The sequence below is a fragment of the Variovorax sp. JS1663 genome (assembly GCF_002157355.1).
In the GTDB taxonomy this organism is placed as follows: domain Bacteria; phylum Pseudomonadota; class Gammaproteobacteria; order Burkholderiales; family Burkholderiaceae_C; genus Variovorax.
On record NZ_LYMK01000022.1, the window covers coordinates 62,431 to 82,885 of the forward strand.

General features: G+C 67.1%; 21 protein-coding genes. 13 read left to right on the forward strand and 8 right to left on the reverse strand.

Annotated features, from left to right (window positions below; genetic code table 11):
- Positions 1–2: 2 nt before the first annotated feature.
- From A8M77_RS18980 to A8M77_RS18990, 4 genes are read right to left on the reverse strand one after another with little or no spacing between them, the layout of a single operon-like run.
- Complete coding sequence (locus A8M77_RS18980) at positions 3–1,733, reverse strand: cation acetate symporter (RefSeq protein ID WP_086923057.1); 1,731 nt, start codon at positions 1,731–1,733, stop codon at positions 3–5.
- Positions 1,730–2,038: a DUF485 domain-containing protein gene (locus tag A8M77_RS18985; RefSeq protein WP_086923058.1), complete on the reverse strand. Its 309-nt coding sequence runs from the start codon at positions 2,036–2,038 to the stop codon at positions 1,730–1,732. Before A8M77_RS18985 ends, A8M77_RS18980 begins: the two co-directional genes overlap by 4 nt.
- 23 nt (positions 2,039–2,061) lie before the next feature.
- Entirely contained in the window at positions 2,062–2,217 is a 156-nt protein-coding gene (locus tag A8M77_RS36110; RefSeq protein WP_158100952.1) for a hypothetical protein, read from the reverse strand.
- A gap of 34 nt (positions 2,218–2,251) precedes the next feature.
- Positions 2,252–2,695 (reverse strand): universal stress protein, encoded by a 444-nt coding sequence (locus A8M77_RS18990; RefSeq protein ID WP_086923059.1) that lies wholly within the window; start codon positions 2,693–2,695, stop codon positions 2,252–2,254.
- 105 nt (positions 2,696–2,800) lie between these two features.
- Between A8M77_RS18990 and A8M77_RS18995 the strand changes: the two genes are divergently transcribed.
- From A8M77_RS18995 to A8M77_RS19035, 9 genes are all read left to right on the forward strand, one after another.
- On the forward strand, positions 2,801–5,131 hold the full coding sequence (locus A8M77_RS18995; protein ID WP_086923060.1) for a heavy metal translocating P-type ATPase: 2,331 nt from the start codon (positions 2,801–2,803) through the stop codon (positions 5,129–5,131).
- Positions 5,131–5,268 carry a cbb3-type cytochrome oxidase assembly protein CcoS gene (ccoS, locus tag A8M77_RS19000; RefSeq protein WP_086923061.1) on the forward strand — a complete coding sequence of 46 codons (138 nt, stop codon included), beginning with the start codon at positions 5,131–5,133 and terminating at the stop codon, positions 5,266–5,268. Before A8M77_RS18995 ends, ccoS begins: the two co-directional genes overlap by 1 nt.
- A 66-nt stretch (positions 5,269–5,334) precedes the next feature.
- A complete protein-coding gene (gene ccoN, locus A8M77_RS19005) occupies positions 5,335–6,774 on the forward strand; it encodes a cytochrome-c oxidase, cbb3-type subunit I (RefSeq protein ID WP_086923062.1) in 1,440 nt (479 codons plus the stop codon).
- A gap of 10 nt (positions 6,775–6,784) precedes the next feature.
- A complete protein-coding gene (gene ccoO, locus A8M77_RS19010; protein WP_086923063.1) occupies positions 6,785–7,411 on the forward strand; it encodes a cytochrome-c oxidase, cbb3-type subunit II in 627 nt (208 codons plus the stop codon).
- Between the two features lie 9 nt (positions 7,412–7,420).
- Entirely contained in the window at positions 7,421–7,558 is a 138-nt protein-coding gene (locus A8M77_RS19015) for a cbb3-type cytochrome oxidase subunit 3 (protein ID WP_086923064.1), read from the forward strand.
- Between the two features lie 9 nt (positions 7,559–7,567).
- Complete coding sequence (ccoP, locus tag A8M77_RS19020; protein WP_086923065.1) at positions 7,568–8,482, forward strand: cytochrome-c oxidase, cbb3-type subunit III; 915 nt, start codon at positions 7,568–7,570, stop codon at positions 8,480–8,482.
- A gap of 23 nt (positions 8,483–8,505) precedes the next feature.
- Positions 8,506–9,942, forward strand: coding sequence for a cytochrome c oxidase accessory protein CcoG (ccoG, locus tag A8M77_RS19025; protein ID WP_086923066.1), 1,437 nt, complete (start codon positions 8,506–8,508; stop codon positions 9,940–9,942).
- A 22-nt stretch (positions 9,943–9,964) separates the two neighbouring features.
- Positions 9,965–10,249, forward strand: a complete 285-nt coding sequence (locus A8M77_RS19030; RefSeq protein WP_086923067.1) for a FixH family protein — start codon at positions 9,965–9,967, stop codon at positions 10,247–10,249.
- Positions 10,250–10,253: 4 nt separating this feature from the next.
- A complete protein-coding gene (locus tag A8M77_RS19035) occupies positions 10,254–10,499 on the forward strand; it encodes a hypothetical protein (RefSeq protein ID WP_086923068.1) in 246 nt (81 codons plus the stop codon).
- Here the strand turns inward: A8M77_RS19035 and fnr are convergent.
- Positions 10,480–11,196 (reverse strand): fumarate/nitrate reduction transcriptional regulator Fnr, encoded by a 717-nt coding sequence (fnr, locus tag A8M77_RS19040; RefSeq protein ID WP_086923069.1) that lies wholly within the window; start codon positions 11,194–11,196, stop codon positions 10,480–10,482. The two genes, A8M77_RS19035 and fnr, sit on opposite strands and share 20 nt — an antisense overlap.
- Positions 11,197–11,316: 120 nt before the next feature.
- Between fnr and hemN the strand changes: the two genes are divergently transcribed.
- The gene (hemN, locus tag A8M77_RS19045; RefSeq protein WP_086923070.1) at positions 11,317–12,735 is read left to right on the forward strand and encodes an oxygen-independent coproporphyrinogen III oxidase; all 1,419 of its coding nucleotides are present in this window, start codon (positions 11,317–11,319) and stop codon (positions 12,733–12,735) included.
- Positions 12,736–12,737: 2 nt separating this feature from the next.
- Positions 12,738–13,451, forward strand: coding sequence for a sulfite exporter TauE/SafE family protein (locus A8M77_RS19050; protein ID WP_086923071.1), 714 nt, complete (start codon positions 12,738–12,740; stop codon positions 13,449–13,451).
- Positions 13,452–13,482: 31 nt separating this feature from the next.
- Here the strand turns inward: A8M77_RS19050 and A8M77_RS19055 are convergent, their stop codons facing one another.
- A complete protein-coding gene (locus A8M77_RS19055; RefSeq protein WP_143694657.1) occupies positions 13,483–14,205 on the reverse strand; it encodes a hypothetical protein in 723 nt (240 codons plus the stop codon).
- 184 nt (positions 14,206–14,389) lie between these two features.
- Between A8M77_RS19055 and A8M77_RS19060 the strand changes: the two genes are divergently transcribed.
- Entirely contained in the window at positions 14,390–15,124 is a 735-nt protein-coding gene (locus tag A8M77_RS19060) for a Crp/Fnr family transcriptional regulator (RefSeq protein WP_238136882.1), read from the forward strand.
- Here A8M77_RS19060 and A8M77_RS19065 read toward each other — a convergent pair.
- Together A8M77_RS19065 and A8M77_RS19070 are read right to left on the reverse strand one after the other, a co-directional pair.
- Positions 15,118–17,163, reverse strand: a complete 2,046-nt coding sequence (locus A8M77_RS19065; RefSeq protein ID WP_086923074.1) for a PAS domain S-box protein — start codon at positions 17,161–17,163, stop codon at positions 15,118–15,120. The two genes, A8M77_RS19060 and A8M77_RS19065, sit on opposite strands and share 7 nt — an antisense overlap.
- A gap of 1 nt (position 17,164) precedes the next feature.
- Positions 17,165–17,896 carry a winged helix-turn-helix domain-containing protein gene (locus tag A8M77_RS19070; RefSeq protein ID WP_086923075.1) on the reverse strand — a complete coding sequence of 244 codons (732 nt, stop codon included), beginning with the start codon at positions 17,894–17,896 and terminating at the stop codon, positions 17,165–17,167.
- Between the two features lie 220 nt (positions 17,897–18,116).
- Between A8M77_RS19070 and A8M77_RS19075 the strand changes: the two genes are divergently transcribed.
- Positions 18,117–20,357 (forward strand): NADP-dependent isocitrate dehydrogenase, encoded by a 2,241-nt coding sequence (locus A8M77_RS19075; RefSeq protein WP_086923076.1) that lies wholly within the window; start codon positions 18,117–18,119, stop codon positions 20,355–20,357.
- The last annotated feature ends 98 nt before the right edge of the window (positions 20,358–20,455 follow it).

Genomic DNA, 20,455 nt, shown 5'->3' on the forward strand with positions numbered 1-20,455 from the left:
CCTCAGTGACCGCTCGCGCCCGCGGCGCCGATCCCTGTCTCGGAACGCACCTGCTGCGCCAGGAATCCGTTCTTGTCGACCTCTGCGCGCTGGCTTCCGTCCAGCAGCGAGAACACCCAGATGCCGAGGAAGGCAATGGTCATGGAGAACAGGCAGGGCGAGGCGTAGGGGAACGGTGCCGAGCCCGCGGGATGGCCCAGCGTCGCCTCCCACACCGACGGCGACAGCACCGTGAGCACGACCGAGGTGACAAGGCCGAGGAAGCCACCGATCACGGCGCCGCGCGTGGTGCAGCCCTTCCACAACACCGACATGAACAGCACCGGGAAGTTCGCCGAGGCGGCGATGGCGAAGGCCAGCGACACCATGAACGCGATGTTCTGCTTCTCGAACACGATCCCGAGCAGGACTGCCAGCATGCCCAGCGCCACGGTGGTGATGCGCGACACGCGCAGCTCCGAGGCGCTGTCCGCCTGGCCGGCCTTGACGACGGTGGCGTAGAGGTCATGCGAGACGGCCGATGCGCCGGAGAGCGTCAGCCCCGCGACCACCGCCAGGATGGTGGCGAAGGCCACGGCAGAGATGAAGCCGAGGAACACGTTGCCGCCCACCGCGTTGGCCAGGTGGATCGCCGCCATGTTGCCGCCGCCGACGAGTGCGCCTTTCGCATCGACGAACTGCGAGTTCGTGAGCACGAAGGTGATGGCGCCGAAGCCGATGATGAAGGTCAGCAGATAGAAGTAGCCGATCCACCCGGTTGCCCACATCACCGACTTGCGCGCCTCCTTGGCGCTGGGCACGGTGAAGAAGCGCATCAGGATGTGCGGCAGGCCGGCGGTGCCGAACATCAGTGCCATGCCGAAGGAGATGGCCGAGATCGGGTCCTTGACGAAGTTGCCGGGGCCCATGATCGACTGGCCGATGGTCGCGGCGGTGGCCGCCGTCTTGCCGTCCTTCAATGCCAGGTCGGTCTTGATCTTCACCGCTTCGGCAAACATCGCCTCGGGGCTGAAGCCGAAGTGCCAGAGCACCGACAGCGCCATGAAGCTGGCCCCGCCCAGCAGCAGGCAGGCCTTGATGATCTGGACCCAGGTGGTCGCCGTCATGCCGCCGAACAGCACGTAGACCATCATCAGGGAGCCGACGATCACCACGGCGATCCAGTATTCGAGCCCGAACAGCAGCTTGATGAGCTGCCCGGCGCCGACCATCTGGGCGATCAGGTAGAAGGCCACGACCACCAGCGTCCCGGAGGCCGCGAACACGCGCACCGGCGTCTGCTTGAAGCGGAACGCCGCGACGTCGGCGAAGGTGAACTTGCCCAGGTTGCGCAGGCGCTCGGCCATCAGGAAGGTGATGACGGGCCAGCCGACGAGGAAGCCGATGGAATAGATCAACCCGTCGTAGCCGGCCGCCATCACCGCGGCAGAGATGCCCAGGAACGAGGCCGCCGACATGTAGTCGCCGGCAATTGCGAGCCCGTTCTGGAAGCCGGTGATGCCGCCTCCGGCGGTGTAGAAGTCGGCGGCCGACCGGGTCTTGGCAGCGGCCCACTTCGTGATGAAGAGCGTGCCCAGGACGAAGACGCCGAACATGCCGATGGCGGTCCAGTTGGTGGCCTGTTTCTGTGCCTGGCCCAGATCGGCCCCGGCTGCCCAGCACGCAGCACCCGCGGCCAGCAGCGCGGAGAGGCACAGCGCCCGGCGGGCGCCACGAAGAATTCGGTCTTTCATTGGAGGGTTCCCTTGGCGATGGCCTCCGTCAACGCGTCGAACTCGGCGTTTGCGCGCCTGACGTAGTAGGCCGTGATGGCAATGGTGAAGACGATGACGCCCAGCCCGATGGGAATGCCCAGCGTCGTCACGCCCGTGCCCAGGCGTTGGGCGAGAAAAGGCTTGTTGAAGGCCACCAGCAGCACGAAGCCGTAGTAGACGACGAGCATCAGCAGGGTCAGCATCCAGCCGAAGCGCGTTCGCCTGGCCTTGAGTTCCTGGTACTGGGGGTGACCGGCGATGCGCCTGACCAGATCTTCGTTCATGGTTGTTCCTTCCAGGGCGTGGCTCAAGGGGACTCGTGATGCGCGATCACCGCGGAAGCGGTTGCGCCGGCCGGTTGGGGCTCTTCGCCGAGGCCCGCGGCAACCAGCAGGCAGGTCGCCGCCAGCGTGGCGAAGATGAATGCGGCTGCCTGCAGCCCGGTGGTGGATCGTGTCTTCATCGTTTGGCGTCCTGTGAACGAAAAGGAGAGCCAGCTAGCGAAGCACCAGTACCGGCAGCGTCGAGTGGGTCAGCACATGCTGGGTCTCGCTGCCCAGCAGCAGGCGCTTGAGGCCCTTGCGGCCGTGCGACGCCATGACGATCAGGTCGCTCTTGTGCTTCTTTGCCGCCGCGATGACCGCATCGGCCACGAGATCGGAGTTGACGGCGGCGGTCTTGACCCGCACCCCGGCAGCTTTTGCTTTCTCGCTGACTGCGTCCAGCGTGCGCTGCGCCTTCTCGGCCCATTGCTGCTCGATGCGAGCGACATCCTCGTGCGAGAAGGTCATGGCCCCATCGAAATAGTTCTTGGGATAGCGTGGAACGACGGTGAGCGCGACGAGGTCGGCGTCGTGCTGCGCTGCCATCGCAATGGCACCGGACACGGCCTTTTTCGAGAGCGTGGACCCGTCGGTAGCCACGAGGATGCGTTTGAACATGATGTCGCCTGGTCGAGTCAAAGTGCCGCAAGCGTAGGGGTGCGACGCCAATCGGGCTTGATCCAGATCAAGGTTGCGACCCGGGCAGGGCCATAGCCTCGCGGCATGCAAGCTGCAACCCAGCCGGTTCCGGCGCCTCATCGTTCCACCCCCTGCCCCGACACAGCGCGGGAAGCGGGTTGGGCGCTGCTCGACGATCCGGACGAATGGGCGGCATTCAGCCGGCCCCTGGATGGCGACGCCGCCGGCGGTCGGTGGGAATCCCAGGTGGTGATCCAGGGCATGCACTGCGCGGCCTGTGCCTTCACGGTCGAGGCGGCGCTGGCACGGGTGCCGGGTGTGCAGAAGGTCGACGTCAACGCGGCGACCCGGCGTGCCAGGGTGGTCTGGACGGGCTCCTCGGCAAAGCCCTCGCTGTGGTTCGCAGCGTGCGCCGACGCCGGCTACCCGCTCCTGCCCGCCACGGACATGTCGGCGCGCGCCCGGCGCACGCGGGAATCCAGGATGGCGTTGTGGCGCTGGCTGGTGGCCGGCTTCTGCATGATGCAGGTCATGATGTATGCCTATCCGGCGTACGTGGCCGGGCCCGGCGACATGACGGCCGACGCCGTGCAGCTGATGCACTGGGCGGCCTGGGTGCTCACGCTGCCGGTCATGCTGTTTTCCTGCAGCCCCTTCTTTCGCAGCGCCTTCGCCGACCTGCGCTTCCGGCGCATCGGCATGGACCTGCCGGTCGCTCTGGGCATTTCGATCACCTTCCTGGTGAGCACCGTCGCCACCTTCGACCCGGCGGGACCGCTGGGTGCGCAGGTGTATTTCGACTCGCTGACGATGTTCGTCTTCTTCCTCCTGACGGGCCGGTGGCTCGAGGCGCGCCTGCGCGACCGCACGGCCGGAGCGCTCGAGTCGCTGATGAATCGCCTGCCTGACAGCGTGGAGCGGCTGGGCGCCGACGGCGCCTTCACGCGCGTTGCCGTCCGGCGCCTCGCCGTCGGCGACGTGGTGCGTGTGCTGCCTGGCGAGGCCTTTCCGGCGGATGGCCTGGTCGTTGCCGGCGACACGACGGCCGACGAGGCCCTGCTGACCGGCGAGTCGCGCCCCGTGCCGCGGCCCCTCGGCGCTCGGGTGCTTGCCGGCAGCCATAACCTTTCATCGGCTGTCCAGGTCCGTGTCGAGACGCTCGGCCAGGGCACGCGTTTTTCGCAGATCGTTGCACTCATGGAGGCCGCGTCGACGCAGAAGCCGCGGCTTGCCCGGGTGGCCGATCGTGCCGCGCGGCCCTTCCTGGCGGCGGTGCTGGCCGCCGCGGCCCTGGCGGCGCTGTTGTGGTGGCAGATCGATCCCGGCAAGGCGCTGATGGTGGCGGTTGCGGTGCTGATCGTGACCTGCCCCTGCGCCCTGTCGCTCGCCGCGCCGGCAGCGATGCTCGCGAGCGCCGGCGCGCTGGCGCGCCGCGGCGTGATGGTGCGCAACCTGCAGGCACTCGAGGCACTGGCGACGGTAGACACCGTGATGTTCGACAAGACCGGCACGCTGACCCGCGACACTCCTCGGCTGGACCGCGTCTACTGTAGAAAAGGGTTGCGGCCCGGCGACGCCGTCGAGCTTGCTGCCGCCCTCGGCGCGCAATCCCTGCATCCGGCCGCGCGGGCGCTCGTCAATGCCTGGCGCGCGCAGTTCCGGTCTGCCCCGGCATGGGAACTGCTCCAGCTGACGGAGCACGGCGGCATGGGGCTGGAGGGCCGCATGCGGCGCCTGGGCGACTCGCGCGGCGCGGCGCGCCGCCTGCGCCTCGGCTCAGCGGCTTTCTGCGGCGTCCCGGCGCTGCAGGTGGATGCAGTCCAGGTTCATCTGGGCGAGCCGCAGGGCTGGATCGCGAGCTTCGTGCTGGCCGAGGAGTTGCGTCCCGATGCGGGCGATGCCGTGACGGCGCTCGAGGCTCAAGGGTTGTCGCTGCACCTGCTGTCCGGCGACCGCTCGGCGGCGGTGCACGCGATCGCCCGGCGGGCTGGCATCCGGGATGCACAAGGCGACTGCACGCCGGAGGCGAAGCTGCAAGCCCTCCGCGAACGCCAGGCGCAAGGACGGCGTGTCGCGATGGTGGGCGATGGACTCAACGATGGGCCGGTGCTCGCCCACGCCCATGCTTCATTCGCGGTCGGCGCGGCAGTGCCGCTGGCGCAGGCGCGCGCCGACTTCGTCGTGCTCGGGGATTCCCTCCTGGCCATTCCGCTGGCCGTCGCGCAGGCTCGCCGCACCCTGCGGGTGGTGCGCCAGAACCTCTGGTGGGCCGCGGGCTACAACGCCCTGTGCGTGCCATTGGCGCTCGCCGGCTGGCTGCCCGCCTGGCTCGCCGGGCTCGGGATGGCCGCCAGCTCGCTGGCGGTGGTGCTGAACGCGGCGCGCCTGGTCGCGCCGGTGGAGGCGCGGCGCTGATGGACATCCTGTTCCTGCTCGTCCCCCTTTCCGTGGTGCTGGTGCTGGCCGTGCTCGGCGGGCTCTGGTGGGCCGTGGATCGCGGTCAGTTCGAGGACATCGATCGGGAAGGGGAGCGCATCCTGCGCGGGGATTGATCTGCATCAAAACGCAGCGTCGCTTCACACGGGACACTGCCTGCATCCACGACAAGGCTTTCAGAAATGCATTCATCGAATTCCTCCCAGGCCGTCTACAGCGACACCGTCGTGCGGCAGTTCGCGCTCATGGCGGTGGTGTGGGGCGTGGTCGGAATGCTGGTGGGCGTGGTCATCGCCTCGCAGCTGGCCTGGCCGCAGCTCAACTTCGGCATTCCGTGGCTGAGCTACGGGCGGCTGCGGCCGCTGCACACCAACGCCGTCATCTTCGCCTTCGGCGGCTGCGCGCTGATGGCGACCAGCTTCCACGTGGTGCAGCGCACCTGCCAGACACGGCTGTTCGCGCCTGCGCTGGCGTCCTTCGTCTTCTGGGGGTGGCAGGCGGTCATCGTGGCCGCCGCCATCAGCCTGCCGCTGGGCTACACCAGCGGCAAGGAATACGCCGAGCTCGAATGGCCGATCGACATTCTCATCGCGTTGGTGTGGGTGGCCTATGCCATCGTCTTCTTCGGAACCGTCGGCACGCGCAAGGTGCGCCACATCTACGTGGCCAACTGGTTCTACGGTGCCTTCATCATCGCGGTCGCGTTGCTGCACATCGTCAACAGCGCGGCCATGCCTGCCGGCCTGATGAAGAGCTATTCGGCCTATGCCGGCGTGCAGGACGCCATGGTGCAGTGGTGGTATGGCCACAACGCGGTGGGCTTCTTCCTCACGGCGGGCTTCCTGGGGATGATGTATTACTACATCCCCAAGCAGGTGGGACGTCCGGTGTATTCGTACCGGCTGTCCATCGTGCACTTCTGGGCGCTGATCTTCACCTATATGTGGGCGGGCCCGCACCACCTGCACTACACGGCACTCCCGGACTGGACGCAGTCGATCGGCATGGTGTTCTCGCTGATCCTGCTGGCGCCGAGCTGGGGCGGGATGATCAACGGGATCATGACCCTCTCGGGCGCCTGGCACAAGCTGCGCACCGATCCGATCCTGCGCTTCCTGATTGTGTCGCTCTCCTTCTACGGCATGTCGACCTTCGAGGGGCCGATGATGTCGATCAAGACCGTGAATGCGCTGTCCCACTACACGGACTGGACGGTGGGACACGTGCACAGCGGTGCGCTCGGCTGGGTCGGCCTGATCTCGATGGGATCGCTCTATTACCTGATCCCGCGGATGTATGGCCGCACCGAGATGTACAGCGTGAAGGCAATCGAGACGCACTTCTGGATGTCGACCATCGGCATCGTGCTCTACATCGCGGCCATGTGGATCGCCGGGGTGATGCAGGGCCTGATGTGGCGCTCGGTGGACCTTGACGGCACGCTCACCTACACCTTCGTCGAGAGCGTCAAGGCCACCTATCCCTATTACGTGGTGCGCATGCTCGGCGGCCTGCTCTACCTGGGCGGCATGCTGCTGATGGCCTGGAACGTCTTGATGACGGTCAGCTCCGGCCGCTCGGAGCGCGTCGCCATCCCGCAGCCCGCCGCGGCACTTACCTGAGAAAGACCCAATGAGCTCCAGTTCTTCCGGATCCGGCTTCTCGCACGAGAAGGTCGAGACCAGCAATTTCCTGATGGTGGTGCTGATCCTGCTGGTGGTGGCGGTCGGCGGCCTGGTGGAGATCGTGCCGCTGTTCTTCCAGCGCTCCACGACCGAGGCGGTGGCTGGCATGCAGCCGCCCAGCGCGCTCCAGGTCGTGGGCCGCGACATCTACGTGCGCGAGGGGTGCTACAACTGCCACTCGCAGATGATCCGGCCGTTCAGGGCCGAGACGCTGCGCTATGGCCATTATTCGGTGGCGGGCGAGTTCGTCTACGACCACCCCTTCCAGTGGGGCAGCAAGCGCACCGGTCCCGACCTGGCGCGCGTGGGCGGCAGGTACAGCGACGAGTGGCATCGCATCCACCTGGCCAATCCGCGCGACCTGGTGCCCGAATCGAACATGCCGGCCTATCCGTGGCTCGAGAAGGCGCCAGTGGATGGTGCGGTCGCTGCCGATCACATGCGGGCCCTGCGCCGGGTCGGCGTCCCTTTCACGGACGAGCAGATCGCCAAGGCGCCCGCCGAACTCAAGGGCAGGACTGAACTGGACGCACTGGTGTCCTACCTGCAATCGCTTGGCCTCGCCGTCAGGTAGGAGCGGGCCATGGACGTGACCACCCTGCGCATCGTCGCCACGCTGCTGTCGTTTGCCGTCTTCCTCGGCATCCTGGCCTGGGCCTTCTCCAGGAGGCGCGCACCTGCCTTCGAGGATGCCGGCCGGCTGCCCTTCGAGCATGACTGAAAGACACCCATGAGCGACTTCTTCAGCGACTTCTGGTCGAACTACGTGGCGATCGCCACCCTGGTCAGCATCCTGCTGTGTGCCGTGCTGCTCTGGCTGGTGGCCCGGGCGCGCACGCCGGGGGATGCCGACGGCACCACCGGCCATCTCTGGGACGAGGACCTGCGCGAAGCGAACAACCCGATGCCACGCTGGTGGATGGGCCTGTTCGTGATCACCATCATCGTCGGCCTGGCCTACCTGGTGGCCTACCCCGGCCTCGGCAGCTACCCGGGCGAGCTGGCATGGAGCACGCGCGACGAATACGGCAAGGACGTTGCGAACGCCAGGCGCCAGCTCGAGCCGGTCTATGCCGCCTATGCGTCCATGCCGGTCGAACGCGTGGCCGGCGCACCCGAGGCCATGGCGATCGGCGAGAAGCTGTTCCTGAACAACTGTGCGCAATGCCACGGCTCGGATGCGCGCGGCAGCAAGGGCTTCCCGAACCTGGCCGACCGCGACTGGCTGCATGGCGGCACGCCGGAGAAGATCGCGGAGTCGATCGCGCAGGGCCGCACCGGCGTCATGCCGCCGATGGCCGCGGCGGTAGGCAGTGCCGACGACGTCAAGAACGTCGCCAACTACGTCCTGAGCCTTTCCGGTGCCCCGCACGACTCCGTGCGCGCCGGCCTGGGCAAGAGCAAGTTCAGCGCGTGCGCGGCCTGCCATGGCGCTGCCGGCACCGGCAACCCGGCCATGGGCGCCCCCAACCTGGCCGACAAGGTCTGGCTGCACGGCTATGGGCAGGAGGCCATCATCGCGATCATCAACACCGGCAAGACCAACCAGATGCCGGCGCAGCAAGGCCGGCTGACCGAGGCGCAGATCCATGTGCTTGCATCGTACGTGTGGGGCCTGTCGAACAAGCCGAACCCCGCGCCCTGAGCCCCGGTGCCGGGTCCAACACCATGTCAAAGACGTCCACCTCCGTTCAGACCGCGCGCCGGGTGATCCCGATCGCGCAGGCGCAGGATGACGGGCGCCTCTTCGCCGCGCACCGGAAGATCTATCCGCGCACGGTGCAGGGTGCCTTCGCGCGGTGGCGCTGGGCCATGGTCTTCCTCACGCAGTTGGTGTTCTACGGCCTGCCTTGGCTGGAGTGGGGGCAGCGCCAGGCGGTGCTGTTCGACCTGGGGGCGCGGCGCTTCTACGTCCTCGGGCTGGTGCTGTATCCGCAGGACTTGATCTACCTGACCGGCCTGCTGGTGGTCTCGGCGCTTTCGCTGTTCCTGTTCACGGCGGTGGCGGGGCGGCTATGGTGCGGCTACGCCTGCCCGCAGACCGTCTACACCGAGATGTTCATGTGGATCGAGCACCGGATCGAGGGCAACCGGACTGCGCGCATGCGCCTGGACGGCGAAGCCTTCTCGCTCGAGAAGCTGGTCAAGAAGTGGTTCAAGCACGTGGTATGGCTCGGGCTCGCACTGTGGACGGGCTTCACCTTCGTCGGCTACTTCACACCGGTGCGTGAGCTGGGGCTGGCGTTCCTGCAGACGCGCATGAGCGCCTGGGAGATCTTCTGGGTCCTGTTCTACGGCTTCGCGACGTACGGCAACGCGGGCTTCATGCGTGAACAGGTCTGCACCTACATGTGCCCCTACGCGCGCTTCCAGAGTGCGATGTTCGACCGCGACACGCTGATCGTGAGCTACGACGGCGCCCGCGGCGACCCGCGCGGCGTGCGCCCCAGGGGCAGCGATGCGCGCGCCCACGGCCTGGGCGACTGCATCGACTGCGGCCTGTGCGTGCAGGTCTGCCCGACCGGGATCGACATCCGGCAAGGGCTGCAGTACCAGTGCATCGGGTGCGGTCTCTGTGTGGATGCCTGCAACACGGTGATGGACAAGATGGCCTTGCCGCGCGGACTCATTCGCTATGCCACCCAGAACAGCATGGCCGGGCGCTGGACGCGCGCCCAGGTGCTGCGGCGGGTGTTGCGTCCGCGCGTGCTGATCTACGTCGCCCTGCTGTCGGCGCTGACGCTTGGGCTGCTCGTCAGCCTTGTCGTGCGCACGCCGCTGAAGGTCGACGTGGTACGCGACAGGGCCTCGATGGCCCGCATCGTGGAAGGTGGCCAGCTCGAGAACGTCTACCGGCTGCAGATCATGAACGCGACCGAGCGGCCGCAGCGCTATCGCATCCAGGCGGACGGACTGCCTGGACTGCGCGTTGCCTCCAACGCATCGGTGGAAGTCGGGTCCGCGCAATCGAAATGGGTGGTGGTTGCACTGCAGCTTCCCTATGGCACCTCAAGCGCCGGCTCGCATGCCGTGCACTTCGATGTCGGAACGGAAGACGGCAGCGCCCACGTATCGGAAAAGGCCACCTTCATGGTGCCCCGTTGAACGACGAGAAGGAGACCCCGTCATGAACGATGATCGCGCACTGTCTGCTCCGGCGCCGGAGGGCGAGCCCTGGTGGTGCTTTCCGCTGGTGTGGCTGGTAGTGGCCTTGCCGGCCGCGGTGGTGGTCGCGGGCTTCACGACACTGTGGCTTGCGCTGCGTTCACCGGACCCGGTGGTGACGACCGACTACTACCGCCAGGGATTGGAATTGGCCAGGGACCCCGGCGGCAAGAAGCTGATGCCTGCGATGGCAGGGCGCAACCATGCCGCAACGCCGGCCGACGACCTGCGCGCACCGAGGCGTTGAGGCCATGACGAAACAGAGCTGGATGTCGATGCTGTGGCCGGCCTTCCTGCTGGCCTGCGTGATGGAGCTGCTGGTGTTCGCGCTCGTCGACCCCGCAGACCTGCACTGGCGCGGTGAATCGATCGGCCTGTCCCGACAGGCCGTCTACACCGCTGCCTTCTTCGTATTCTGGCTGACGGCCGCAGGGGCAGCCGCACTGACGCTGCTGCTGAACACGCCTTCCGCCAGGATCAACATCCGGGAGGATTGAGGATGCGCTGCAGAGCTTCCGGATCGACGATGCGAACCTTGCGCTGATCGATTTCGAGGATGCCGTCCGCCACGAACTTCGACATGGTGCGGCTGATCGTCTCGAGCGTGAGACCCATATAGCTGCCGATCTCCTCCCGCGTCATCCGCAGGATGAACTCCGACTGGGAAAAGCCGCGTGCGCGCAGGCGCTGAACCAGGTTGAGCAGGAATGCGGCCAAGCGCTCCTCGGCCCGCATGCTGCCCAGGAGAAGCATCACGCCGTGGTCGCGCACGATCTCGCGGCTCATGATCTGGTGAATGTGGCGCTGCAATGCCTTCACCTCGCGCGACAAGGCCTCGATGCGCTGGAATGGCATCACGCACACCTCGGCATCCTCGAGCGCCACCGCGTCGCAGCTGTGTTCATCGTTGACGATGCCGTCGAGGCCGATGATCTCGCCCGCCATCTGGAAGCCGGTGACCTGGTCGCGGCCGTCCTCGCTGGCCACGCGGGTCTTGAAGAAGCCGGAGCGGATCGCGAAGAGCGAGGTGAAGCGATCGCCCGTCCGAAACAGGGTCTCGCGCCGTCGGACGCGTCTGCGCGTCGCGACGATCTCGTCGATGCGGCGGAGATCGTCGGCGTCCAGTGCCGCGGGCATGCAGAGTTCGCGCAGGGAACAGCTGGAACAGGCGACTTTGATGTTTGCGTGTTTCATGGGGCGTGTTGCGGTTCTGCGGCCATTCTGGGCGGCGGCACACACCGCAGGCTTGATGCATATCAACTGCCACGGGCCGGCAAGCCGGCATAGTGAGCCCACGACTTCACCCTTGCCGCGATGAATCCCCGTCTGGCCTTCGCCCCCGCCCATCCGTCACAGCCCGCGCCATCGCCAGGTATCCTGCGGCGCTTCGATGTCCCGGGCCCGCGCTACACCTCGTATCCGACCGCGGATCGCTTCGTCGACGCCTTCACGGCCGACGACTACGTGACCGCGCTTCGCCAGCGCAGCGAACTCGGCGCGCACGGCCGGACGCTGTCGGTCTACGTCCACATCCCGTTCTGCGAATCGCTCTGCTATTACTGCGCCTGCAACAAGGTCGTCACCCGCCATCACAGCCGTGGAAGGCAGTACCTCGACTACCTGGGCCGTGAGATCGAACTGCAGGCGGCGCAACTGGGACGGGGCGCCGTGGTCAGCCAGCTGCACCTGGGTGGCGGCACGCCGACATTCCTGCATGACGCAGGGCTGCGCGAGCTGATGTCGATGCTGAGCGGGGCTTTCACGCTGGCGGCGGGGCGCGAGCAGTCGATCGAGATCGACCCGCGTACGGTGGATGGCCATCGGCTGGCCCGGCTCGCGGAGATGGGCTTCGATCGCCTGAGCTTCGGCGTTCAGGACTTCGACCCCGATGTGCAGAAGGCGATCCACCGCATCCAGCCCGCCAGGCAGGTCTTCGATCTGATGAACAGTGCCCGCGGACTCGGGTTCGACTCCATCAACATCGACCTGATCTACGGGCTGCCGCGCCAGACCACCCAATCCTTCGATCGCACGCTGGCGCAGGTCAACGAACTGCGGCCCGACCGGATCGCGCTGTATGCCTACGCGCACCTACCCGAACGGTTCAAGGCGCAGCGGCGCCTTTCCACCATGGAGTTGCCGGACGCGAAAGCCCGCGTCGAGATGCTGTCGCGCTCGATCGCGGCACTGACCGCTGCCGGCTATGTCTACATCGGCATGGACCATTTCGCGCTACCGGAGGACCCCCTCGCCATCGCCAAGCGGCAAGGCCGCCTGCACCGCAATTTCCAGGGCTACAGCACCCAGCCGGACTGCGACCTGGTGGCGCTCGGCGTGTCGGCGATCGGCAGGGTGGGTGCGACCTACAGCCAGAATGCGAAGACCCTGGAGGAGTACTACGACCACCTGGACCAGGACCGGCTGCCTGTCGTGCGCGGCCTGGCACTGACGCGCGACGACGTGCTGCGGCGGGCGGTGATCATGGCCCTGATGTGCCAGGGACGCCTGGACTTCGAGGCCATCTCGCAAGCCCACCTGATCGACTTCCGGCGTCATTTCGCGCATGAGCTGGTGGCCCTGGCGCCGCTGGCGGCACAGGGACTGGTGAGGCTTCGCGACCACGACATCGAGGTCACTGCCGAGGGGTGGTTCTTCGTGCGTGCCATCGCCATGGTGTTCGACCGCTATCTCCAGGCCGATCGCACCCGCGCCCGCTTCTCGCGCGTCGTCTGACCATGCAGGGTGCGCTGGCGGTCACCGCGCTCCTGATGGGCCTCGCCAGCGGGCCGCATTGTGCGGTCATGTGCGCAGCCGCCTGCGGTGGGGTGATTCGCATCGTCCGGGCGCCCGCGAGCGGCGGCGGTGCGGCACTGCAGGACGGCTTGCAGGGGGGCTCCGCATCGTGGATCTTCCATGCGGGCCGGATCTCGGGCTACGCGGCAGGCGGGGCGCTGGCTGCGGCCGCGGTTCAGAACCTGGCCGATGCGAGCGTGCAGGTTGCCGCCCTGCGCCCGTTGTGGGCGCTGCTGCACGTGTTCATTCTTTGCTGGGGGATCATGTTGGCGGTGCTCGGGCGGCAGCCGGTTTGGGCCCGCCGTGCCGGGCGCGCGCTGTCGGCGCGCCTGCGGCCCTCGGGAGGTTCCGCGCGAACGCTGTTCGCCGCGGGCGCCTTGTGGGTGTGCATGCCCTGCGGCTTGCTCTATTCGGCGCTGATGCTGGCCGGGCTGGCGAACAGCCCCGTCCAGGGGGCCGGGGTCATGGCGCTTTTCGCCGCCGGCAGCGGCCTGTCGCTGATGCTCGCGCCGTGGCTGCTGGAGCGGCTCGGCGCCGATGGCGGCCCGCTTCGCAGGGATTGGGGAAGCCGTCTTGCAGGCGTGTTGCTCGCTGCGATGGCCGCGCGGGCCTTGTGGATGGATCTCGGCCGCCAGATCGAGCTTTGGTGTCGCTGACGGCGGCGAACTCGGGCGGCTCATCGACGATTCAGCCCCTGACGAGGACATCCAGGAGCATGGCCTGGATGACGCAACGGTGGTTCTCGGAGCGCTGCGCCTCGTCGATCGGCCGGCCCGCGATCAGCGTCCAGCGCGCGGTATGCGTGGCGTCGACCAGCAGGACGGCGCCATGCACATCAGGCCGGTTGTTCTCGTTCAGGAGCACCTGGAAGCCGGCTTCGCGCGCCGCCGCGACGAAGCGGCGGGCACGCTCCGTCGTGCCGTCGCCCAGGAAGACAAGCGGCGCGCTCGATGGCGCGTGCTGCTCCTGCAGCGTCATGAGGTCGGCGGCCAGGCGAGCCGCATGCTCATCCAGGCACAGGCCCTGATACACCGGCACGCCGGCTTCCTGTTCGATCTGGCGCGCGACGCAGTCCGGGATGCCCTCGCAATCGACCGCGTCGTACATGCGCCCGAGCATGCGCCCGAGCGCCCGAATGCCTCCACGTCCCGCGCCGGTTTCGGCAAAGCGCAGGTCCGCCACCCTGGCGCCGAGGGCCTGGGCAGCCAGGTGCAGGCGTTGAACGTCGTCGTTGGGCGTGGCGCCGAGCAGCACGGCCAGATTCTTCCCACGCAGCGGCTGGCCGGCCGAGCCAACACGCGCGTTGGCGCGAAGGCTCCTGGCGGCGGCGATGGTTGCGCCAAGGCTTGCGGCGATCAGCGGGTCGCGCGTGGGTGCGGAAGAAGACGATTTGGAGAAGACGGAGCTCACAGCCGCAAAGGTATGACCTGCCGCCGCCGAGAGCTTGACCTCGATCAAATATTCGTCATCTCGCCGGCTGTTGACACCGAACGGACATCGTGCGTTCACCCTCTGTTACCCAGGCCGCAGCCGCATTGGCCGTCCTGTTGCAGTGTGCTTCTACGCTTGGGCATCCATTTGAGAGGAACGAAGAGTGAACAAATCGACAAGCCCTGCCAAGCCTGAAGTTGCCGGTACCCGGCGCATTGCGGACATGCTGCAGCTGCTCGAGGCCACGGTGCCGATCCAGCGGCGCATCGTGCGCGCCGGTGATACGGTCTTCCAGGTGGGTCAGTCGTTCGGCAGCCTGTACGTCGTGAACTCGGGCTTCTTCAAGATGGTCAACCTCTCCAACGAGGGCCGTGAGCAGGTGGTGGGCCTGCAATTCAAGGGCGACTGGCTGGGCATGGACGGCATCGCCGCCGGCCACTATGGGTGCGACGCCGTGGCGATCGACACGGGCGAGATCTGGTCAGTCCGTTACGACGCCCTCATGCAGGCGGCGCTGCGGACCCCGGCACTTTTGACGGCGCTGCACGAGGCCATGAGTCGTGAGCTGGTGCGCGACCACGACTCGCTGCTCTCCCTGTGCACCTTGCCCGCCGATGCGCGGGTGGCGGGCTTCCTGCGTTACTGGGCCGATGCACTCGAGCAGCGTGGCCTGCGCAATGACCAGATCACCCTCTTCATGACGCGCGCCGAGATCGGAAACTATCTGGGCATGACGCTGGAGTCGGTGAGCCGGGCCCTGACGAAACTCGCGCGGGGCGACGTGATCCGCTTCATCGAGAAGGGCCGCCGCGACATCCAGATACCGACGGTGGAGGCGCTCACGCGCTTCATCCAGCACACGGCAGCGCCGTTGGAGCGGGCTGCGGCGCTTCACTGAGCCGCGCCGAGCACCTTGATCATGGCCTGTTCCAACTCGGCGCGCGTGCAGGGCTTGCGCAGGAGGACCCACGGCTGCGGCTGGTCGAGGAGGCCGCTGGAATAACCCGACATCAGGAGGATCGGCAGGTCCGGGCGCTGGGCATGTGCCACGGCGGCCAGTGCCGTTCCCCGCATGCCGGCACCGAGCAGGATGTCCGTGAGCAACAGCCCGACGTCCGGTTCGGAGGCCAGCAGGTCCAGAGCCGTCTCGGCTTGGCCGCACGGAATGACCTGGCAGCCCATCGCGGCGAGGAACTTCTCCATCACCGCCCGGACCTCGGCGTCGTCTTCCACGATCAGCACGCGGAGCCCGGCAGGAATGCGTTGCGGCGCTGCGGCATCGGTGAATTCCTCGATGCCGGCATCGATTTCCACCCGTGGAAGGTACAGCGTGACCATGGTGCCGACGCCGGGCTCGCTCTCGAGGTGGATCGTGCCCTGCGACTGCCTGGCGAAGCCATAGACGGTGGAAAGTCCAAGTCCGGTCCCGCGGCCGCTTTCCTTTGTGGTGAAAAAGGGTTCGAAGGCGCGCTCCTTGATCAATTCGGACATTCCGATGCCGGTATCAGCCAGGGCGATGGCGACGTAGCCGTGCTCCGCGCGCTGGTCGCCTTTGAGATCGAGCTCCGTCGGCAGTACCGGCACGGCGCGGCAGCTGAAGGCCAGCGTGCCGCCCTGCGGCATGGCGTCGCGCGCGTTGATCGCCACGTTCAGCAGCGCGGATTCGAGCTGCACCGGATCGGCCAGGCAGAAGACTTCCTCGGCGTCGAGGGTGATCACGATGCGCTGGTCCAGCGTGCGCCGCAGCATGTCGGTCAGGGAATGCAGCAACGCGGCCGTGTCCACGACGGTCGGCTCCAGCACCTGCCTGCGCGAGAACGCCAGCAGCTTGCTGGTGAGTTCCGCGCCGCGCCGCGTGGCGCGCGACGCGGCGCCGACGAGCTGCTGGATGAACGGGTCGGCCGCATAGGCGGGTGTGTCCTCCAGCACCTGCAGGTTGCCCGAGATCACCGTCAGGAGGTTGTTGAAGTCGTGCGCCACGCCGCCCGTCAGTTGGCCGACCGTCTCGAGCCGCTGCGCGTGGTTCAGTGCCTCCTCGCTGCTGGTGCGCTGCAGCACCGTGGCAAGCATGCTGGACAGGGATTCCAGGAACTGGATCTCGTCGTCGCCGAACGGACGCGCCGCAAGCGAGCGCACGGCCAGGACGCCGATGATGCGGCCACGGTCTGCGAGCGGCACGGAAAGCTCGCATGCCAGGCCGGCCAGGAGGTCTCGCGAAGGGATGTTGAAGCGTCGCTCCTGGGTGAAATCGCTGACCACGACTGGCTTGCCCTCGGCGACGACGACACCGGAGGGCGACTGGATCTCGTTGGGGATGCGGTCGCCAATCGTTTCATCGGGCAGCAGGCCGACGCCCCCTGCGACGCGAAACTCCAGGCCGCTCGGCTCGAGCAGCAGGATCTTTGCGGCATCGACCTGCAGCGCCTCGGCGGCCATGGCGGGAACGAGTTCGACCAGCCTCTGGGATTCGCGCGCATCCACGGCAATGCGGCCGAATTGCGCGAGGCACTCGGCGTACCGGGCCCGCTGCAATGCCTGCTTGACGCGCGGGTAGTCGCTGACACTGCGGATGGCGGCGACCACGTAGGGCAGGCCGTGGTCTTGCAGGGGACTCAGCGCGATCTCCACCAAGACCTCGCTGCCGTCGCGCCGCTTGGCAACCAGGTCCATCTGCGTGCCCATCGGCCGTGAACGGGGCTGGTCGGCATAGGCTTTGCGATACGCCGCGTGGCGCGGGCGTATCGCATCGGGAACCAGCGCGTCGACCGGAAGGCCGACGAGCTCTTCGGCGGAATAGCCCAGCAGCTCGACGGCTGCCGGGTTCGCCAGGCGGATCACGCCTTCGGTGTCGACCAGCAGAAGGGAGTCCGGATACGCCGTGAAGAGCGAGCGGAAAACCGCGCCGTCGCTGATTCCAGGAATCGGGGTCCCGGCCATCTCAGCCTGCCTCGACCCTGGGCACCAGGATGTACCCTGCGCCCCGGACCGACTTGATGATCTGCGGATTGGCAGGGTCATCTTCCAGCTTGCGGCGCAAGCGCCCGATCTGGACATCGATGGTGCGGTCGAATGGTCCGCCGTCGCGCCCTCGCGTGCTCTCGAGCAGGAAGTCGCGCGACAGTACGCGGCCCGGATGTGCTACCAGCGTGTTCAACAGGTCGTACTCGCCGGCGGTCAGTGGCACCTCGTTGCGTCGTGGATCCAGCAGGCGGCGCGCCGCCGTGTCCAGCTCCCATTCGGCGAATCGCATGCGGGTGCGCGGCTGGGGGTCGGGCTTGGCTGGCTGTGCCTCCGCCGGCGGGGCAAGGCGGCGCAGCACTGCCTTGATGCGCGCCAGCAGCTCGCGAAGGTCGAAGGGCTTGGTCACGTAGTCGTCAGCCCCGACCTCCAGCCCGACCACCTTGTCCACGGCATCGCCCCGGCCGGTGACGATCACGAGGCCGCATCGCCAGTGCTCGCGCATCTGGCGCGCGATGGCAAAGCCGTCCTCGCCGGGCAATCCCAGGTCCAGCAGCACGAGCGCGGGGGCGTCTCTGGCCATGAGCTCGAAGAGGGCCGCACCGGAGTGCAGCTGGCTCACCCGGAAGCCGTGTCCTTGCAGATAGTGGGCGAGCAAGGCGGTGATGTCGACTTCGTCGTCGAGGACAGCGAGGTGGGTCAGAGTGGTCACACCGAATGGTAGCCATTCGGTGAAACGCTGAAAATCCGTGCCTGCTCCTGCAGGCATGGCATGAAGCTTGCGCTGCTCCCGGCCGCCCGGTATCGGCGAGTCACCCCCAAATACCCCACAATGCCGTGCGCACCGCGCCTCGACTTGTTAAAGTTTGCGCCCGTTCACCACGCCGTCCACCTGTGACCGGCGTTGGCGTCCAGTGCATCTGAAAGCCGCCATGACCACCGAAAACTCCCGAATCATCTATACCCTCACCGACGAGGCGCCGCGCCTGGCGACGGCCTCCTTGTTGCCCATCGTTCAAGCTTTCGCAGCGCCGGCGGGCATCGAGGTCGCCACCAGCGACATCTCGGTCGCCAGCCGCATCCTGGGGCAGTTTCCCGAGGCGCTGACCGAAGCGCAGCGCGTGCCGGACAACCTGGCGGAGCTGGGCAAGCTGACGCTGCGGCCCGAAGCCAACATCATCAAGCTGCCCAACATCAGCGCCTCGGTGGCCCAGCTCAAGGCCGCCATCAAGGAACTGCAGGACAAGGGCTACAAGATTCCCGACTTCCCCGAGAACCCGAAGACGGACGAGGAGAAGGACATCCGCGCGCGCTACAACAAATGCATCGGCAGCGCCGTGAACCCGGTGCTGCGGGAGGGCAACTCCGACCGCCGCGCGCCCAAGGCGGTGAAGGAATTCGCGCGCAAGAATCCGCACAGCATGGCCGAGTGGAGCCAGGCCTCGCGTTCGCACGTCTCGCACATGCACCACGGCGATTTCTACCACGGTGAGAAGTCGATGACGCTGGACCGCGCGCGCGACGTGAAGATGGAGCTCATCACCAGGAGCGGCAAGACCATCGTCCTCAAGCCAAAGGTCTCGCTGCTGGACCGCGAGGTGATCGACTCGATGTTCATGAGCAAGAAGGCGCTGCTGGAGTTCTACGAGGGCCAGATCGAGGACGCGCGCAAGACCGGCGTGATGTTCTCCCTGCACGTGAAGGCCACCATGATGAAGGTCTCGCACCCCATCGTGTTCGGCCACTGCGTCAAGATCTTCTATCGCGAAGCCTTCGAGAAGCACGGCAAGCTCTTCGAGGAGCTGGGCGTGAACGTCAACAACGGCATGGTCGACCTCTACAACAAGATCGGGACGCTGCCCCAGAGCACGCAGGACGAGATCAAGCGCGATCTGCACGCCTGCCACGAGCACCGCCCCGAGCTGGCCATGGTCGACTCGGCCAAGGGCATCACCAACTTCCACTCGCCCAACGACGTCATCGTCGATGCCTCGATGCCCGCGATGATCCGCAACGGCGGCAAGATGTACGGTGCCGACGGCCGCCTGAAGGACGTCAAGGCCGTGATGCCCGAGTCGACCTTCGCCCGCATCTATCAGGAGATCATCAACTTCTGCAAGTGGCACGGCGCCTTCGACCCCAGGACCATGGGCACCGTGCCCAACGTCGGCCTGATGGCCCAGCAGGCCGAGGAGTACGGCTCGCACGACAAGACCTTCGAGATCCCGGAGGACGGCGTGGCCAACATCACCGACCTGAACACCGGCGAGGTGCTGATGACGCAGGACGTCGAGCAGGGCGACATCTGGCGCATGTGCCAGACCAAGGACGCCGCCGTCCGCGACTGGGTCAAGCTCGCCGTCACGCGCGCCCGCAACTCGGGCATGCCGGTGGTGTTCTGGCTCGACGCCTACCGCCCGCACGAAGCGCAGCTGATCACCAAGGTCAGGATGTACCTGCACGAGCACGACACCAACGGGCTGGACATCCAGATCATGAGCCAGGTGCGTGCCATGCGCTATTCGCTGGAGCGCGTGATCCGCGGGCTGGACACCATCAGCGCCACCGGCAACATCCTGCGCGACTACCTGACCGACCTGTTTCCCATCATGGAGCTGGGCACCTCGGCCAAGATGCTGTCCATCGTTCCCCTGATGGCCGGCGGCGGCATGTACGAGACGGGCGCCGGCGGCTCGGCCCCCAAGCACGTGCAGCAGCTGGTGGAGGAAAACCACCTGCGTTGGGATTCCCTGGGCGAGTTCCTCGCGCTGGCCGTGAGCCTGGAGGAACTGGGCATCAAGACCGGGAACGCCAAGGCCAAGTTGCTCGCCAAGGCGCTCGACGCCGCCACCGGCAAGCTGCTGGACAACAACAAGGGTCCTTCGCCCAAGACCGGCCAGCTCGACAACCGCGGCAGCCACTTCTACCTGGCGCTCTATTGGGCCCAGGCCCTGGCCGAGCAGACCGAGGACAAGGAACTGGCGGCCCGCTTCAAGCCGCTCGCCGAGGCCCTGGCCGGCAACGAGCAGAAGATCGTGGACGAGCTCGCGGCCGTGCAGGGCCAGCCGGCCGACATCGGCGGCTACTACCTGCCGGACGCGGGCAAGACCGATGCGGTGATGCGCCCGAGCGCTACGCTCAACGCGGCGCTGGCCGCCGTCGCGGGCCGCTGAGCGCGTTCGCCGGCCCAGGAGGCCCTCGGCCTGCGAGCAGCGCACCGCGTCGAGGATCGCCTGGCGCTGCGCATTGTTGCGGGTGGGACGGGATCGGG

What these genes read in the sequence shown, in the direction of transcription:
- A8M77_RS18980 (WP_086923057.1), bottom strand. Translation starts at nt 1,733, where the DNA reads ATGAAAGACCGAATTCTTCGTGGCGCCCGCCGGGCGCTGTGCCTCTCC.
- A8M77_RS18985 (WP_086923058.1), bottom strand. Translation starts at nt 2,038, where the DNA reads ATGAACGAAGATCTGGTCAGGCGCATCGCCGGTCACCCCCAGTACCAG.
- A8M77_RS36110 (WP_158100952.1), bottom strand. Translation starts at nt 2,217, where the DNA reads ATGAAGACACGATCCACCACCGGGCTGCAGGCAGCCGCATTCATCTTC.
- A8M77_RS18990 (WP_086923059.1), bottom strand. Translation starts at nt 2,695, where the DNA reads ATGTTCAAACGCATCCTCGTGGCTACCGACGGGTCCACGCTCTCGAAA.
- A8M77_RS18995 (WP_086923060.1), top strand. Translation starts at nt 2,801, where the DNA reads ATGCAAGCTGCAACCCAGCCGGTTCCGGCGCCTCATCGTTCCACCCCC.
- ccoS (WP_086923061.1), top strand. Translation starts at nt 5,131, where the DNA reads ATGGACATCCTGTTCCTGCTCGTCCCCCTTTCCGTGGTGCTGGTGCTG.
- ccoN (WP_086923062.1), top strand. Translation starts at nt 5,335, where the DNA reads ATGCATTCATCGAATTCCTCCCAGGCCGTCTACAGCGACACCGTCGTG.
- ccoO (WP_086923063.1), top strand. Translation starts at nt 6,785, where the DNA reads ATGAGCTCCAGTTCTTCCGGATCCGGCTTCTCGCACGAGAAGGTCGAG.
- A8M77_RS19015 (WP_086923064.1), top strand. Translation starts at nt 7,421, where the DNA reads ATGGACGTGACCACCCTGCGCATCGTCGCCACGCTGCTGTCGTTTGCC.
- ccoP (WP_086923065.1), top strand. Translation starts at nt 7,568, where the DNA reads ATGAGCGACTTCTTCAGCGACTTCTGGTCGAACTACGTGGCGATCGCC.
- ccoG (WP_086923066.1), top strand. Translation starts at nt 8,506, where the DNA reads ATGTCAAAGACGTCCACCTCCGTTCAGACCGCGCGCCGGGTGATCCCG.
- A8M77_RS19030 (WP_086923067.1), top strand. Translation starts at nt 9,965, where the DNA reads ATGAACGATGATCGCGCACTGTCTGCTCCGGCGCCGGAGGGCGAGCCC.
- A8M77_RS19035 (WP_086923068.1), top strand. Translation starts at nt 10,254, where the DNA reads ATGACGAAACAGAGCTGGATGTCGATGCTGTGGCCGGCCTTCCTGCTG.
- fnr (WP_086923069.1), bottom strand. Translation starts at nt 11,196, where the DNA reads ATGAAACACGCAAACATCAAAGTCGCCTGTTCCAGCTGTTCCCTGCGC.
- hemN (WP_086923070.1), top strand. Translation starts at nt 11,317, where the DNA reads ATGAATCCCCGTCTGGCCTTCGCCCCCGCCCATCCGTCACAGCCCGCG.
- A8M77_RS19050 (WP_086923071.1), top strand. Translation starts at nt 12,738, where the DNA reads ATGCAGGGTGCGCTGGCGGTCACCGCGCTCCTGATGGGCCTCGCCAGC.
- A8M77_RS19065 (WP_086923074.1), bottom strand. Translation starts at nt 17,163, where the DNA reads ATGGCCGGGACCCCGATTCCTGGAATCAGCGACGGCGCGGTTTTCCGC.
- A8M77_RS19075 (WP_086923076.1), top strand. Translation starts at nt 18,117, where the DNA reads ATGACCACCGAAAACTCCCGAATCATCTATACCCTCACCGACGAGGCG.